Source organism: Streptomyces sp. A01 (assembly GCF_059026195.1).
The window spans coordinates 594,871-608,107 of the sequence record NZ_JBWLKN010000001.1 but is presented as its reverse complement, the minus strand read 5'-3'; the positions used below and the strand labels follow the sequence as shown (position 1 = coordinate 608,107).

At 73.0% G+C, this 13,237-nt stretch carries 12 protein-coding genes; 3 read left to right on the top strand and 9 right to left on the bottom strand.

The features are described from left to right. Positions 1-2: 2 nt before the first annotated feature. From AC5P1B_RS02495 to AC5P1B_RS02480, 4 genes are all read right to left on the bottom strand, one after another. The gene (locus AC5P1B_RS02495; protein WP_493884465.1) at positions 3-752 is read right to left on the bottom strand and encodes a maleylpyruvate isomerase family mycothiol-dependent enzyme; all 750 of its coding nucleotides are present in this window, start codon (positions 750-752) and stop codon (positions 3-5) included. After that, the gene (locus AC5P1B_RS02490; protein WP_493884464.1) at positions 742-1,596 is read right to left on the bottom strand and encodes a fumarylacetoacetate hydrolase family protein; all 855 of its coding nucleotides are present in this window, start codon (positions 1,594-1,596) and stop codon (positions 742-744) included. Before AC5P1B_RS02490 ends, AC5P1B_RS02495 begins: the two co-directional genes overlap by 11 nt. After that, complete coding sequence (locus AC5P1B_RS02485; protein ID WP_493884463.1) at positions 1,593-2,636, bottom strand: cupin domain-containing protein; 1,044 nt, start codon at positions 2,634-2,636, stop codon at positions 1,593-1,595. Before AC5P1B_RS02485 ends, AC5P1B_RS02490 begins: the two co-directional genes overlap by 4 nt. Before the next feature lie 88 nt (positions 2,637-2,724). After that, entirely contained in the window at positions 2,725-3,906 is a 1,182-nt protein-coding gene (locus AC5P1B_RS02480; RefSeq protein ID WP_493884462.1) for an FAD-dependent monooxygenase, read from the bottom strand. A gap of 439 nt (positions 3,907-4,345) precedes the next feature. Between AC5P1B_RS02480 and AC5P1B_RS02475 the strand changes: the two genes are divergently transcribed. Together AC5P1B_RS02475 and AC5P1B_RS02470 are read left to right on the top strand one after the other, a co-directional pair. Further along, positions 4,346-5,182 (top strand): IclR family transcriptional regulator, encoded by an 837-nt coding sequence (locus AC5P1B_RS02475; RefSeq protein ID WP_493884461.1) that lies wholly within the window; start codon positions 4,346-4,348, stop codon positions 5,180-5,182. A gap of 101 nt (positions 5,183-5,283) precedes the next feature. Further along, positions 5,284-5,739 carry a GNAT family N-acetyltransferase gene (locus tag AC5P1B_RS02470; RefSeq protein WP_493884460.1) on the top strand — a complete coding sequence of 152 codons (456 nt, stop codon included), beginning with the start codon at positions 5,284-5,286 and terminating at the stop codon, positions 5,737-5,739. A gap of 232 nt (positions 5,740-5,971) precedes the next feature. On the opposite strand, the gene AC5P1B_RS02465 is transcribed toward AC5P1B_RS02470, so the two are convergent. Next, positions 5,972-6,955, bottom strand: coding sequence for a helix-turn-helix transcriptional regulator (locus tag AC5P1B_RS02465; protein WP_493884459.1), 984 nt, complete (start codon positions 6,953-6,955; stop codon positions 5,972-5,974). Positions 6,956-7,091: 136 nt separating this feature from the next. Between AC5P1B_RS02465 and AC5P1B_RS02460 the strand changes: the two genes are divergently transcribed. Beyond that, complete coding sequence (locus tag AC5P1B_RS02460) at positions 7,092-7,487, top strand: RidA family protein (protein ID WP_493884497.1); 396 nt, start codon at positions 7,092-7,094, stop codon at positions 7,485-7,487. A gap of 528 nt (positions 7,488-8,015) precedes the next feature. Here the strand turns inward: AC5P1B_RS02460 and AC5P1B_RS02455 are convergent. The 4 genes from AC5P1B_RS02455 to AC5P1B_RS02440 form a co-directional block, all read right to left on the bottom strand. Continuing rightward, positions 8,016-8,270 (bottom strand): hypothetical protein, encoded by a 255-nt coding sequence (locus AC5P1B_RS02455; RefSeq protein ID WP_493884458.1) that lies wholly within the window; start codon positions 8,268-8,270, stop codon positions 8,016-8,018. Between the two features lie 45 nt (positions 8,271-8,315). Next, positions 8,316-8,549: a hypothetical protein gene (locus AC5P1B_RS02450; protein WP_493884457.1), complete on the bottom strand. Its 234-nt coding sequence runs from the start codon at positions 8,547-8,549 to the stop codon at positions 8,316-8,318. Between the two features lie 154 nt (positions 8,550-8,703). After that, a complete protein-coding gene (locus AC5P1B_RS02445; protein WP_493884456.1) occupies positions 8,704-9,624 on the bottom strand; it encodes a lytic polysaccharide monooxygenase auxiliary activity family 9 protein in 921 nt (306 codons plus the stop codon). A 240-nt stretch (positions 9,625-9,864) separates the two neighbouring features. After that, positions 9,865-13,191, bottom strand: a complete 3,327-nt coding sequence (locus AC5P1B_RS02440; protein WP_493884455.1) for an ATP-binding protein — start codon at positions 13,189-13,191, stop codon at positions 9,865-9,867. Positions 13,192-13,237: the final 46 nt, after the last annotated feature.

The window sequence follows — 13,237 nt, the reverse complement described above, 5'->3', positions numbered from 1 at the left end:
CGTCACAGCCAGGCGGGCAGCCCCGGCAACTCCCCCGCACCCGGATGGAGTCCGGCGCCCCGCGTGCGCCCGGTGACCCAGCCGAGCAGCGCTGCCGCGCTGCCGCTCACCTCGGTCATCCCGGCCTCGGCCTCCTCGCCGGTGCCGCCGGGCGCGGCGGCGGCCGCGTTCCCCGCGTCCGTTCGGTACGTGCCGTCGCCGTCCACGGGCCGGATGACGAGAGCGGGGCAGCCCGCGCGGGAACCCAGGGTGGTGACGGCGTCGGCGAGCAGCGCGGCCGTCAGGGGGCCGGGCAGGTCCGCGAAGGACGCCCCCGTGCCCAGGTCGACCGTGTGGATCGCGATCTCCCTGGTCCGCAGCCAGGGGATGCGTGCCGCCGGGAGCGAGCGGCCCTGCGCGGTACGGACGGTGACCGCCCACTGGCCGGGCCGCAGCGCCGCGAGGTCGTCGGCGAGGAGGGCGGCCGACGCGGTCGCATCGGCGCGGATGTCGGCGGCGGGCCGGGTGGCACCGGTCTCGATGTCGTGCAGGCGCTGTGCGGGGCTCGCGTACATGGGCGTCTCCACGCCCGTGCGCGCCCAGGCCGCCAGGTTGCGCAGGGCGTCAGCGTTGCGGGCGAGGTGGGTGAGCAGATGGGCGCGGCTCCAGCCGGGCAGTGGGCTGGGCTCCGCCAACTGCCGGTCGGAGAGCGCGGCGAGGTGGGTGTGGAAGGCGGCGGTCAGCTCCCCCAGCCGGTCGAGCTCAGCGGACATCGCGCTTCTCCCGTTGGCAGAGGTTGCGGCACTCCCCCACGCCTTCGATGCGGGTGACCAGCCGGGCGGCGTCGCTCAGATAGCGCCCCGGTTCGCGTGCGTGCCCCACGCCGCCGGGGGTGCCGGTGGCGATCACGTCGCCCGGCTCCAGGGTGATGACCGTGGAGATGTACGCGACGAGAGCGGCCGGGGTGAAGACGAGGTCGCCGGTTTCGGCGTCCTGCATGGTCTCGCCGTCGACCTCGGTGGTCAGCCTGCGATGCGGCCCTCGCGGGCCGAACTCGTCCGCCGTGACCAGCGCGGGCCCCAGCGGCGTGGTCGCCTCGAAGGTCTTGCCCTGGAGCCATTCCCTGGTGCGGAACTGCCAGTCGCGCGCGGTGACGTCGTTGAGGACGGAGTATCCCGCGATGCGCGTAGCGGCCTCTTCGGGGGTCACGTGCCGGGCGGCGGCGCCGATGACGACGGCGAGTTCGCCTTCCCAGTCCACCTGGGTGGAGGCCGCGGGCAGGGTGATGGTGTCGTACGCCCCGACGAGCGCGCCCGCGAACTTCGCGAAGAGGGTGGGGTGCTCGGGGATCTCCCGCCCCATCTCGGTGATGTGCGACCGGTAGTTGAGGCCGACGCAGATGATTTTGCCGGGCCTGGGGATGAGCGGCGCGTAGTCGAGCGTGCCGGAGGCGTGCCGGGTCCCGGTGGCGGCCGCCGCGCGCTCGCGCCAGTCGTGGCGGGCGAGCAGCGCCCCGAGGTCGGCGTCGCCTGTCTCGACCGCCGTCACACCGGCCGGTCCTTCGTCGAGGCGTACGGCTGCGGTGCGGCCCTGGGTCCTGAGGGTGGCGAGTCTCATCGGGTCTCTCCTGTGTCGCTGCGGGCCAGGCCCAGGCGTTCGAGGATGGGGGCGTCGCTGAACCGGAAGAGGTCCAGGGCGGGCTGCCCCGGGTCCGCCTCGATGGCGGTCTCGGTCCAGGACGGCACGGCGATCAGGTCGCCGCGTACGACGGGGTGGCGCGCGCCGCCCAGCGTGAAGGCGCCGGTGCCGCTGAAGACCTGCCAGACGCTGGACCCCGCTTCCCGTACGGCCGCGCCGCGCGCTCCGGGCGCGAACCGGTGCATCTCCAGCCGGATGGTGCGCAGCGCGTCGTCTCCGGTGGCCGGGTTGGTGAACCGGACGGCGGCGTGCCCTGGTTCGAGGGCGGCCGAGAGGTCGAGTTGGGCGGCCAGCGCCGCGTCGGTGTGCTCCCAGCGGTAGGCGGCCAGGGGCGAGTGCGGGGGGACGGGCGCGCCCAGCGGGCGCACGCCCGGGTGGCCCCACAGGCGCTCGGCCCGGGAGCGGTCGGGCGTGGAGCGGTCCTGGAGGGTGTCGTCGCCGTACTCGAAGAACCCGGCGTCCGCGTAGTGGACGAAGGGGATGTCCAGGCCGTCCAGCCAGGCCATCGGCGCCGGGTTGGGGTTGTGGTGGCCGTGGAAGCACATGCCGGGCGTCAGCAGCAGGTCGCCGCGGCGCATGGCGACAGGATCGCCGTCGACGACCGTCCAGACGCCGTCGCCTTCGAGGACGAACCGGAAGGCGTTCTGGCTGTGCCGGTGGGGCGGGGCGACCTCGTGCGGCCCGAGGTACTGGATCGCCGCCCACAGCGTCGGGGTGGCGTACGGGGCCCCGGCCAGACCCGGGTTGGAGATCGCGATGGCCCGGCGCTCGCCGCCTCTGCCCACCGGTACGAGGTCACCGGCCCGTGCGGCGAGCGGGTACAGCTCGTCCCAGTGCCACAGATGGGGCACGGCCCACGGGCTGGGTACCTCGGGCATGAGCCCTTCGCGGATCGTCCACAGCGGGACCAGGCCCGCCTGGTCGAAGTCCGCGTAGAGCCGCTTCTCCTCCGGGGTCATCGGCGGGTCCTGCCTTTCAGGGCGTGGGTCGGCGCGCGGGGCGGGGGTGCGCGGGGGCGCTGTGGGCGGTCGCGGTGTGCCCGGACTCTCAGAGGGCGACCGGCTGGTAGAGCCAGTCCAGGTCCGTGTAGTCGTCGGCGGCGCGCCGGGTGAAGACCCGGTCGCGCAGGGCGGGGATGACCGCGCCGCCGTCGTGCCAGATCTCGCCCCAGGAGCGGGCCAGCCGCTGCACGGCCGCGGTGCGCGGGATGCGCTCGGCCTGGTAGGCGGCGAACGCCTCGGGGATGGCGCCGTCGTGCTTGACCATATGGCGGCTGAGGCATGCGGCGTCCTCGATGGCCTGGCAGGCGCCCTGGGCGAGGTACTGGAGCATGGGGTGCGCGGCGTCGCCCAGCAGCGTCACGCGGCCCCGGGTCCAGTTGGCGATGGGATCGCGGTCGTACATCGGCCAGCGCCGGTGCGTCCCCAGCAGGCTGATCGCGGCGCGCACCTGCTCGGTGGCGCCCCCGAAGTGCTCGCCCAGCTCCTCGGCGATCCCCCACTGGTCGGTTTCGGCGATCTCGGGGCGGAACCGGTCGCTGCGGAAGACCGCGACCTGGTTGTACAGCTCGCCGCGCCGGATGGGGTACTGCACCAGGTGCTTGCCGGGGCCGATCCAGATGAGTTCGTCGTCCGCCTCCACACCGGACGGGAGGCCGCTGGTGGGCACCGCGCCGCGGTAGGCGACGTACGCGGAGCAGACGGGCCGGTCGTCGGAGACGAGTGAGCGGGTACGCGACCAGAGGCCGTCGGCCCCGGCGACCGCGTCACAGCGGTACTCGCCGCCGTCGGCGAACCGTACGAGAGCCAGCCCGCCGTCGAGGTCGGTGACGCCGGTGACCTCTCGCCCGGGCTCCAGGGTGACCTTCTCGTGTGCCCGGCAGGCGGCCAGCAGGATGTCGAGCAGGTCGCCGCGGTGGAGGACGGTGTACGCCTGGCCGTAGCGGGCACGGAAGGCGGCGCCGAAGTCCACGGTGGTCAGCCGCTGCCCGGTGTCGGCGTGCAGGAAGACCAGGTTGCGGGGGTAGACGGAGACGGCGTCCACCGCGGGCAGCAACCCCATGTCCGCCAGCACCCGCATCGCGTTCGGGGCGAGCTGGATTCCCGCTCCGAATTCGCCGAACTCCGGCGCCTGTTCGACGATGTGGACGTCGAAGCCCGCCTGGGCGAGAGCGAGTCCGGCGGTCATGCCGCCGATCCCGCCGCCGATGATCAGAAAGGGGACGCGCACGCTCACTCCTTCGTCCACCCGGCCCTCGGCGGCGCCCCGGCTGTCGCCCGGTGCGGCGCCAAGGTCCGCGTACGGGTCGGCGTGCGGAGAACGGACGCGCGCCGGCCTTACGGGCGTGTACGGACTCCGCGAGCGCGGAGCTCTCGCCGTCCGCCCCGTGCCGGACGGCGAGAGCGCCCTCGCCTTCGGTGCCGCCCCCCGCGAAAGACCCGCCGCGATCAGTTTCCTGACGGGCCTCCGGCACGCGTCCCGGTCGTCCGCCCTGGCAGGACGGCACCGGTGCTTGACGAAGACTCAGATAAAGGACATTGTCCTTTACGTGTCACGATGAGGAACACCGATCCGGATACTGCAACACAAAGGCGAGGGGCCGCAAGAGGCCCGCATAGCGCGACACTTCACTACGGGAGGCGCGCCAGGCTGCGCTACGGTGCACCCCATGAGCGCGGAGGAGGCGGACATCCCCCAGCAGGGACCCGTTCACCAGGGCAAGAGCGGCCAGGGCCCGAGCACAACGGCGGGCCGGCCGAACGGTCTTATCGGCGCCGTCGACAACGTGCTGCGGCTGCTGCGGCTGTTCGAACACCACGAGATGATCCGCGTCAACCAGGTCAGCAGGGACATGGGCCTCTCGCGGTCCACCGTCCACCGCATGCTGGCGACCCTGAACTACCACGAGTTCGTCGAGCAGGACACGTACTCGCGCGCCTATCGCCCCGGCCCGGCCCTGGTCGACATCGGGCTGGCCGTCGTCCAGAACATGGACATCCGCGCCCTCGCGCGCGGCTCGCTCATCCAGTTGCGCGACGAGACGGACGAGACGGTGCATCTGGCGACCCGGCGCGGCACCGAGATGCTGTACATCGACAGCGTCGAGAGCGAGCAGACCGTACGCGTCGGAAGCCGGGTCAGCTGGACCCTGCCCGCACACGCGACAGCGGGCGGCAAGGCGCTGCTGGCCCAGCTGACCGACGAGGAACTGACCGCGCTGTACCCGGCGGAGCAGCTCGACACCCCGACCGAACGCGCACTGTCCACGGTGACCGAGCTGCGCGGCCATCTCGCCACCGTGCGCGAGCGCGGCTACGCGGTGAACCACGCCGAGAGCGAGGACGACGTCAGCGCGGTGGGCGTGGCGATCGTGGACCAGCGCGGCCGGGCCCGCGCGGCGCTGGTGACCACGGCGCCGAAGTCGCGGGTCGATGAGGCGTGGATCGCGTCCGCCGCCGCGGCGACGGCCCGGGTCGCGGGGGAACTCGGCCGCCGCACCAGCTAGGTTCTGCCCCTTCCCACAGGCTGGGCCGGTTGGCAGCCGGGGTGATGGGGGGCGGGGTAATTGAGTGATGTGGAGTGACCGCGCGGGATAGCCTCCACCGCATGTCCATACGCGCCTTCGTCCCCGACGACTTCATTGCCCCTCGGAGCCTGTCCGGCGATGGGTTCCGCTTGGAGCCGTTGCATCCACGGCACAACGAGGCCGACCACGCCGCCTGGATGTCGAGCATCGAGCACATACGGGCCACCCCGGACTTCCGGGAACGCGGCTGGCCGCCACCGGCCGGTATGAGCCTTGAGGAGAATCTGCGGGACCTCCAGCGCCATGCGGTCGACTTCGAGCAGCGGGCCGGCTTCACCTACTCGGTCCTCGACAGCAGCGGTCAGGTGATCGGCTGCGTGTACATCTACCCGTCGAGCACAGACGAGCGAATCGCCGAGGTCCGCTCGTGGGTGCGCGCCGACCGCAGCTCGCTGGACGGACCATTGCGCGATGCTGTGGGTGCGTGGCTGTCGTCGGCCTGGCCTTTCGGGGAAGTCCGCTACCGGTCGGTGTGATGCCCCGTGCACCGAGAAGCCGGCGGTACTTGTCGTAGTCGTCACCGTGGCCGGCGAACAGCCGCCCGGGCCGGTGGCATGCCCTGCTCCGGCGGCCGCGAATACGGGGTACGGCGTCCAGCGGCGGCATGAGCTGGGTGACAGCGTGACGCCACCTCAACCGCCGAGCCCCCGTCCCCGCACCCGACTCATCCCGAAATGATCGATCAACCGAATGAGTCGGCTTCTCCTCTCAGGACTCCAGGGATGAGTCTCCGTAGCGGGTGGCCATCGCGGCGGCGCGGTCGCGTAGGGAGATGCGCAACGACTGCGGGGATAGGGCTTCCGCGTCCGTGCTGAGCTGCCACAGCGCCCATTCGGCGTGTCGGAAATCTTGGAAGGTCACCTCCAGCCGCAGCCAGCCGTCCGCGTCGGGGTCTTCTGCGCGGACAGCCAGCGTGGTGTCCAGCAGCTCCTCCCGCCGCGCCGGGTTCACCCTCACCAGCACGGTGATGTGGTCGCCGCCTGAGAGAAACTGCGCGGAGCGTTCCTGCCAGATCCGGTCTAGATCGACCCGGTTTGGTCGCTGTGCCGTTTCGGGGAGCTCCTCGGCGGCCAGCACCCGCGACAGCCGGTAGGTGCGGTCCGCACCAGATCTCGTGGCCAGCAAGTAGCCCCGGTCGCGCACGGTGACCAGGCCGATCGGGTCCACCGTGCGCCACTGCGGTGTCTGGCCTGTGGCCGCGTAGTGGATGCGCAGCTTGCGTCCGGCGAGCACCGCGCGCCTGACCTCGATCATCGTGGTGTCGGGTACCTCCTCACCGACCAGTCGGCGGGAGAGCAGGTCGGTCTCCGGGTCGACGAGAAATCGCTGGGCCGCGTCGCTCGCGGAGGCCCGGTGGCTTTCGGGCAGCGCGTCGACCACCTTCCGCATGGCCGAAGCGAGCGCCGAGCTGAGACCGAATACCTGCTCGCCGCGCCCCGATCCGGCGGTCAGCAAGGCGAGGGCCTCGTCGTGGTTCAGTCCGGTGAGCTCCGTCCGGAAACCGGGCGACAGCACGAAACCGCCGTGCCTGCCGCGTTCGGCGTAGACCGGGACGCCGGCCGCGGACAGCGCCTCGATGTCGCGCAGCACGGTGCGGGTGGACACCTCCAGCTCGCTGGCCAGCGTGTCCGCTGTCAGCCGACCGCGCTGGCGCAGCAGTAGCACCAGTGAGACCAGCCGGTCGGCGCGCATACGAGGACTTTAACGGAATACGTGACTAAGGGTGTCGTGATTTGTTGGCAGGCTCGTTCACGCGACGTCACAGCAGGCGGCTACCGCGCCGATGGACGTACGCGGTCCCGATGAATCGAATGGAGCTGTTGTGGCAGTGGAACGAACGGCGATCAACCCGGTGACGTGGTCGGTGGAGATGGGATTCAACCAGGGTGAGGTGGTCTCCGGGCACACACGGACCCTGTACATCTCGGGGCAGACCGCGATGAGCAGCGACGGCAAGCCCCAGCATGACGGTGATATCGCCGCGCAGTTGACGCTGAGCATCGACAACCTGGAGGCCGTGCTCGGCGAAGCCGACATGTCTCTCGCGAACCTCGTCCGGCTCAACGTCTACACGACCGACGTCGATCTGCTCTTCCAGCACTACGGCGTGCTGGCGGCGCGGTTGGGCGCCGCCGAGGTGGCGCCGACGACCACGATGCTCGGGGTGACACGACTGGCGATCCCCGGCCAGATGGTCGAACTTGAGGGGACCGCCGTGGCGTAATACGACCTCGCCGCCCTGCTGCTCGTACCGGTCGAACCGGCACGAGCAGCAGGCAGGTGGGTGATGACCTGGCCGGTGCAGGGGAGTCGGCCTAAAACACCGCATGTGACAGAGGGCCGCTGCACCTGTAGCGACCCTCTGTCACGTAGGTGGCTAGTCAACTGGCGTTGGGCTCTTACCCCATAGGGAGATGAGGCGCTCGAAGACCCGGGCGTTTCCGGTACGCACCTCGTGACGACTCCCCCTCCGGTGCCCACGGCCGTGCGCCGCCTGGTCCTCAGCGTGCGCCCCAAGGGAGCCGTATCCGTATCACCGACTCGCCGGTTAGATCCGACCCTGCCGAGCATGACCAGAACAACGGCACTGATCGAAGAGACACCGCCTAACCAGGCGTCCCGGGTGCGGGTCGGCGCAGCACACGCCCCCCCGGGCGCTACGCGAGCCGCGTCGCGGGCTCCCGTCTCGCGGTGTGCGCGGCCCGGCCGGCGGATGCGCCCGCACGGCGCGGCAGACCGTGTGCCGCGCGGCTCATGAGAACGGTCCGCCATGCCGGGGCGCCCAGGTGTACTGGTCGCCGCCGACCCACCGGATGATGTCGGGGTCCTCAAGGTCGAGATGATGTATACCGGCCCGCTGGGCGATCTCGATCACGTCCACCACGGAGGTGGCCGTACCGGCCAGCTCCCCGCCGACCTCCACTACCCGGAAGGCCGGGTCGCCCGCCTGTACGGGCAGCACGACGAGAAGCGGCGACGAGATGTGTGGGCTCGCACTTTCAGTCATGCCTCCACGGTGCCGTCCATCCCGCGCGAGCGCACACCGGCGACGTCAGCGGGGCGGCGCGTCCAGCCACACGTCGGGGCCGCCCCCGCGCCACTCGACGGTTTCGGGGTCGTCCAGCGCGAGGTTCTCCTCGGGGAAGCCCGCGCGCCGCATCATCCGCCGCACCTCCTCGCGCTCGATCGCGACGCCCACGTCGCGACCGTCGATGGTCACCCGGCGCCGCCCGTCGAGCGGCGCGTCCACGACGACAGACGGTCTCCGCCGGTTTGTGTCTTCCATGGCTCCAGCGTGCGACAGCCCACCAGGGGACGCATCCCGACGGACAGGGCACGGCGGGGGCGTGCCACCCGTGCGCGGGGCCGTTCCGCCCCCGGGCGAAGGCCCGGGGGCGGGGCTCAGCGGGGGCTGGAGGTCTCCCGCCGGGCCGCACGGATCAGCTGTTCACCTTGCGGCGGCGGAACAGCACGAAGCACACGGCCGTGACCGCGACGGCCGCCGCGCCGCCGACGGTCTGCGGCAGGGTGCTGTCGCCGCCGGAGGCCGCCGCGGTGTTCTCGGCGCGCAGGGCTACGGAGCCGTCCTTGGCGGTCGCCGCGCGGGCGGCGTCGTTCTCGCCCTGTACGTCACCACCGTGGCCGTGGTGGCTCACCGTGGACTGCGACGCTCCCGCGTCGATCTGCTTCTCACTGGGCGCCTTCGCCGTACCGCTCTGCGCGCCCTGGCCGTAGACGACGTCGGAGCAGCTGTAGAACGCCTCACCGCTGTCGTTCCGCTGCCAGATCTTGTACAGCAGGTGGCGCCCGGTCCTGTTCGGCAGGGTGCCGGCGAAGTTGTAGTAGCCGCTCGGAGCCGTCCTGGCCACGCTGGTCTGCGCGACCGGTGCCGCTTCGAGGTCGGACCACTTCAGCGGCTTGGTCGGGTCGTAGCCGGCCTTGGTGATGTAGACGGTCATGGTGCCGGGGTGCGCCGCGGTGACGCGGTACCTGAAGTCGAAGGAACCCGCGGCGACCTTCGTGGCGGGCCAGTCGGTACGGGCCCAGTCCAGCGCCTTGTACTTCTCGCGGTTGGCCGAGCACAGCTTGCCGTCGGGGATGAGCTGCTTGTGCTGGCCGTTCGCGTTGGCGATGTTCACCTCGTTCCAGTCGTACAGCGGCTGGGTGCCGCTCGCGGCGACGAGGTCCTTGCACACCTGCGTCTTGGGCTGCTCCGGGCCTTCCTGGTAGCACGTCGCTACGCGGCTGACCGGATTGAACATCGTGCCGTGCGCGCTCGCCTCGCCGGGAGTGAACGAGACGAGGAGCGTGGACGCTGCACATAAGGCGCCTGCGGAGGCAGCCTTGCGTCGAGCGGACATGTCGGGGGGCTCCATTCTCCTGCTGTGGGGACACGGATGAGGAACGGCCTGCTGGCACAGGCCGCGTTGCCCGCTGAAGCCTTGCCGGGCAGGGGCATGACACATGGCGCCGTGGGGAGGCGCCTGACAAGGAGAGTCGCATTGGCCTAGACCAACTGGCAAGAGCTCTGCACCAGGCAATCCGAACAGGCTGCCGACTGGAGGGATTCCGGCGGTTCGGTGGCGCGGGGCGCTGAACCGTCAGGCTGGGGCGCCGGTCCCGTCCAGCGAGGCGGCCTCGGCCGTCGGCTCGCCCGCACGCTCCAGCGCGGCGCCGTACGCGTCCCGCGCGGGAAGCCCCGCCCCACGGGCGAAACGCTCCTCGTACGCCGAGGGCCCCAGCCGCCGCAGCACCGCCCCGGCGATCCGGTCGACGTCACCGCGCTCGGCCACCGGCAGGGGCGCGGCCACCGCCCGGCGGGCCGCGTCGGCCGCGCCGAGCAGCAGCGCGGCCACTTCCGCCCGCCCGGCGAGCGCGTGCGCACCGGCCAGGCCCTCCAGCGCCAGCGCCACCGCGCGCCGGTCCCCCGTGGTGCGGGCGATGGCAAGGCCCTCCTCGTGCCGGGTCAGCGCGAGCCCGGCCGCGCCGCGCTGCTCAGCGGCGAAGCCCAGTTCGGCGAGCACCAGCGCGTTCGCGCCGTGCAGCCCGGCCTCGCTGTGCCAGGCGAGCACCGAGAGCAGATACTCCTCGGCACCGGCGGGGTCCCCCGCGCGGCGGGCGATGAGGGCCAGGCCCAGTTCGGCGTTGACCTGCCCGGCGCGGAAGCCCTGTTCCGCCGCGAGACGGCGGGCCCGCACATGGAGTTCGCGCGCCTGGTCCAGGTCCTGGTTCAGCAGAGCGATCCGGCCCAGGCCCGCGGTGAGGTCGGCAGCCAGCGTGGACAGGCCGAGCTGTTCGGCTGTCCGCAGCCCCTCGCGCAGCCGTCGCGCGGCGAGGCCGTAGTCGCCGAGGATCTCCGCGCGCGCCGCGCGCGTGGCGGCGGTCTGCGCCAGGCCCCACAGGTCGCCCAGGTCGGCGAATTCCGCCGCGCTCCGCTCTCCGTCCCGCTCGACGGCGACCAGGTCTCCCCGGACGAGGGCCTGCGTCGCCCGGTCGCTCAGCGCGGCCGCCACGCCCCACCGGTCACCGAGGGTGTGGAAGGACTCCAGCGCCCCCGCGGTGAGGTCCTGAGCCCCGCTCATGTCGCCCAGGCCGCTCAGGGCGTGGCCGAAGAACCACAGCGCGTGCGCCCGGCCCGCCTCGTCGTCGGCCGCGTCGAAGTGGCGCAGCGCCTCCCGTATCCGGGCCGCCCGGTCCGCCCCGCCGCCCTCCAGGACCGACACCCCGGCATGCCAGGCCGTGGCCCTGGCGAGCAGCGCGGCCGGGGCGTCCCCGGCGGCTGCCAGCGCCGCCGCCAGCGCGCGGCGCGCCTGCCCGAGGCGGCCCCGCAGCACCCAGTACCACGCGAGGGCCGCGGCCAGCCGCAGGGCGCCCGTGCCGTCCCCGGTCTCCACCAGCCCGTCCAGGACGGCGCGCGTGTCGGCGGCCTCCGCGTCCAGGCGTGCCAGCCACCGCCGTTGGTCCCGGCCGCGCAGCCCGGCCGTGGCGTGCTCGGCCCACGCGGTGTGGTGCGCGTAGAGGCGGAGGCGAGTGGGGCGTTGTTCGCCCGCCTCGCTCAACTTCTCGGCGCAGTACGCGGCGACGGACTCCAGCATCCGGTAGCGCGGCCCGTCGGCGTCCCCCGTACCGGCCGCGCCCTCCACCGTCACCACGAGGGACCGGTCCACCAGGCGCCCGAGGACGTCGGGGACCTCGGCCCCGGGCACCTCGCCCCATCCGGCGACCGCTTCGGCAGCGGCCTGGCCCCAGCCGTCGGCGTGCACGGCGAGGCGGCGGAGCACGGTGCGTTCCGGTCCGGTCAGCAGCCCCCAGCTCCAGTCGATGGTCGCCCGGAGGGTGCGCTGCCGCGCCGGGGCGCCTCTGCGCGCGCCCGTCAGCAGCCCCAGCCGGTCATCGAGCCTGGCCAGCAGCCCGGGCACACCCAGGGCGCGGACGCGCCCGGCGGCGAGTTCGAGGGCCAGCGGGTTGCCGTCGAGGCGTCGTACGAGTTCGGCTACGGCGGGCGCGTTGCCCGTGCCGAGCGCGAAGCCGGGCGCCGCGTCCGCCGCGCGCGCGACGAACAGCCGCACGGCGGCGTCACCGTCCAACGGCCGCACCTCCCACAGCCGTTCGCCGGAAACCGCCAGCGGCTCCTGACTGGTCGCCAACACGCGCAGCCCCGGCGCCGCGTGCAGCAGTAGCCGCGCCACCTCGGCGACCGGTTCGATGACGTGCTCGCAGTTGTCCAGCACCAGCAGCAGTTCCCGCTCGCGCAGCGCCTCGGCGAGCCGGGCGGCCGGGTCAGGGTCCGGCTCGTGCGGACGCTGCCCCCACGCCCCGTCGTCCCGTACCCGCAGGGCGGCGGCGATGGCCTCCACGACACCGGAGGCGGCGCTCCCGCCGCGCAGCCCCGCGAACTCCACGAGCCGCGCCCCGTCGTGGAGCGTCCCCGCGAGGTCCGCGGCCGCCTCCAGGGCGAGCCGGGTCTTGCCGACGCCGCCGGGTCCGACGAGGGTCACCAGCCGGTGCGAAGAGGTCAGCGAGCGGAGCGCTTCGACCTCGGCCCGCCGCCCGATGAGGTCATCGATGGGGGCGGGCAGGCCGGTACGCGGCGGGCGCGGGGCGGCCGGGGCGATGGCCCCGCCGCCGGGACCGGCGGCGCCGGTGGGCGTCAGGTCGGCGTCCTGCCGCAGGATCGCCCCGTGCAGCGCGACCAGTTGCGGGCCGGGGTCGATCCCCAGTTCGCCGGAGAGCGTCGCGCGCAACTCCTCGTAGCCGGCCAGCGCCTCGCTCTGCCGTCCCGACAGGTACAGGCACCGCAGGTGCGCGGCGCGCAGCCGTTCCCGTAGCGGGTGCTGGGCGACCAGGTCGGCCAGCTCACCGCTCAGCGCGCCGTACTCGCCCAACTCGATTCTGGCCTCGGCCCGTTCTTCCAGCGCGGTCAGCCGGTCCTCTTCCAGCCGGGTCACCGCTCCCCTGGCGAAGGGAGCGTCGGCGAATCCGGCGAAGGCGGGGCCGCGCCACAGCGTCAGCGCCTCCGTCAGCCGCGCCACGCGGACGCCCGGCGCGCCCGTGGCCCTGGCTCGGGCGAGCAACGCCCGGAACCGGTCGGCGTCCAGCGCCTCCGGCCCGACACGCAGCACATAGCCCGGTGCGTGGGACTCCACCGGCGAGGGCGCCTCCCCCGGCACACCAGGGCCGCGTCCGGCACCGCCCGCCTCCCGGAGGGCCCGGCGCAGTTGCGAGACCTTCGCCTGGAGCGCCCGCTCCGGCCGCCCGGGCTGCCGCCGCCCGTCCCACAGCGCGTCGATCAGCCGCTGGGAGGAGACGGGCGCGCCCGCGTGGGCGAGGAGAGCAGCCAGCAGCGTGCGGACCTTCAGCTCCGGGATCGCCACCGGCTCCCCCTGTGCCGTCCGCACCTCAAGCGGGCCGAGAACCCCAAAGCGCATGGACGCACCCTAACCCACCTGAGCTGCGAAAACCCCAGCCTGGCCG

Coding starts and splice junctions, on each gene's coding strand:
- AC5P1B_RS02495 (WP_493884465.1), bottom strand. CDS start 752: ATGTCCGCTGAGCTCGACCGGCTGGGGGAGCTGACCGCCGCCTTCCAC.
- AC5P1B_RS02490 (WP_493884464.1), bottom strand. CDS start 1,596: ATGAGACTCGCCACCCTCAGGACCCAGGGCCGCACCGCAGCCGTACGC.
- AC5P1B_RS02485 (WP_493884463.1), bottom strand. CDS start 2,636: ATGACCCCGGAGGAGAAGCGGCTCTACGCGGACTTCGACCAGGCGGGC.
- AC5P1B_RS02475 (WP_493884461.1), top strand. CDS start 4,346: ATGAGCGCGGAGGAGGCGGACATCCCCCAGCAGGGACCCGTTCACCAG.
- AC5P1B_RS02470 (WP_493884460.1), top strand. CDS start 5,284: ATGTCCATACGCGCCTTCGTCCCCGACGACTTCATTGCCCCTCGGAGC.
- AC5P1B_RS02465 (WP_493884459.1), bottom strand. CDS start 6,955: ATGCGCGCCGACCGGCTGGTCTCACTGGTGCTACTGCTGCGCCAGCGC.
- AC5P1B_RS02455 (WP_493884458.1), bottom strand. CDS start 8,270: ATGACTGAAAGTGCGAGCCCACACATCTCGTCGCCGCTTCTCGTCGTG.
- AC5P1B_RS02450 (WP_493884457.1), bottom strand. CDS start 8,549: ATGGAAGACACAAACCGGCGGAGACCGTCTGTCGTCGTGGACGCGCCG.
- AC5P1B_RS02445 (WP_493884456.1), bottom strand. CDS start 9,624: ATGTCCGCTCGACGCAAGGCTGCCTCCGCAGGCGCCTTATGTGCAGCG.
- AC5P1B_RS02440 (WP_493884455.1), bottom strand. CDS start 13,191: ATGCGCTTTGGGGTTCTCGGCCCGCTTGAGGTGCGGACGGCACAGGGG.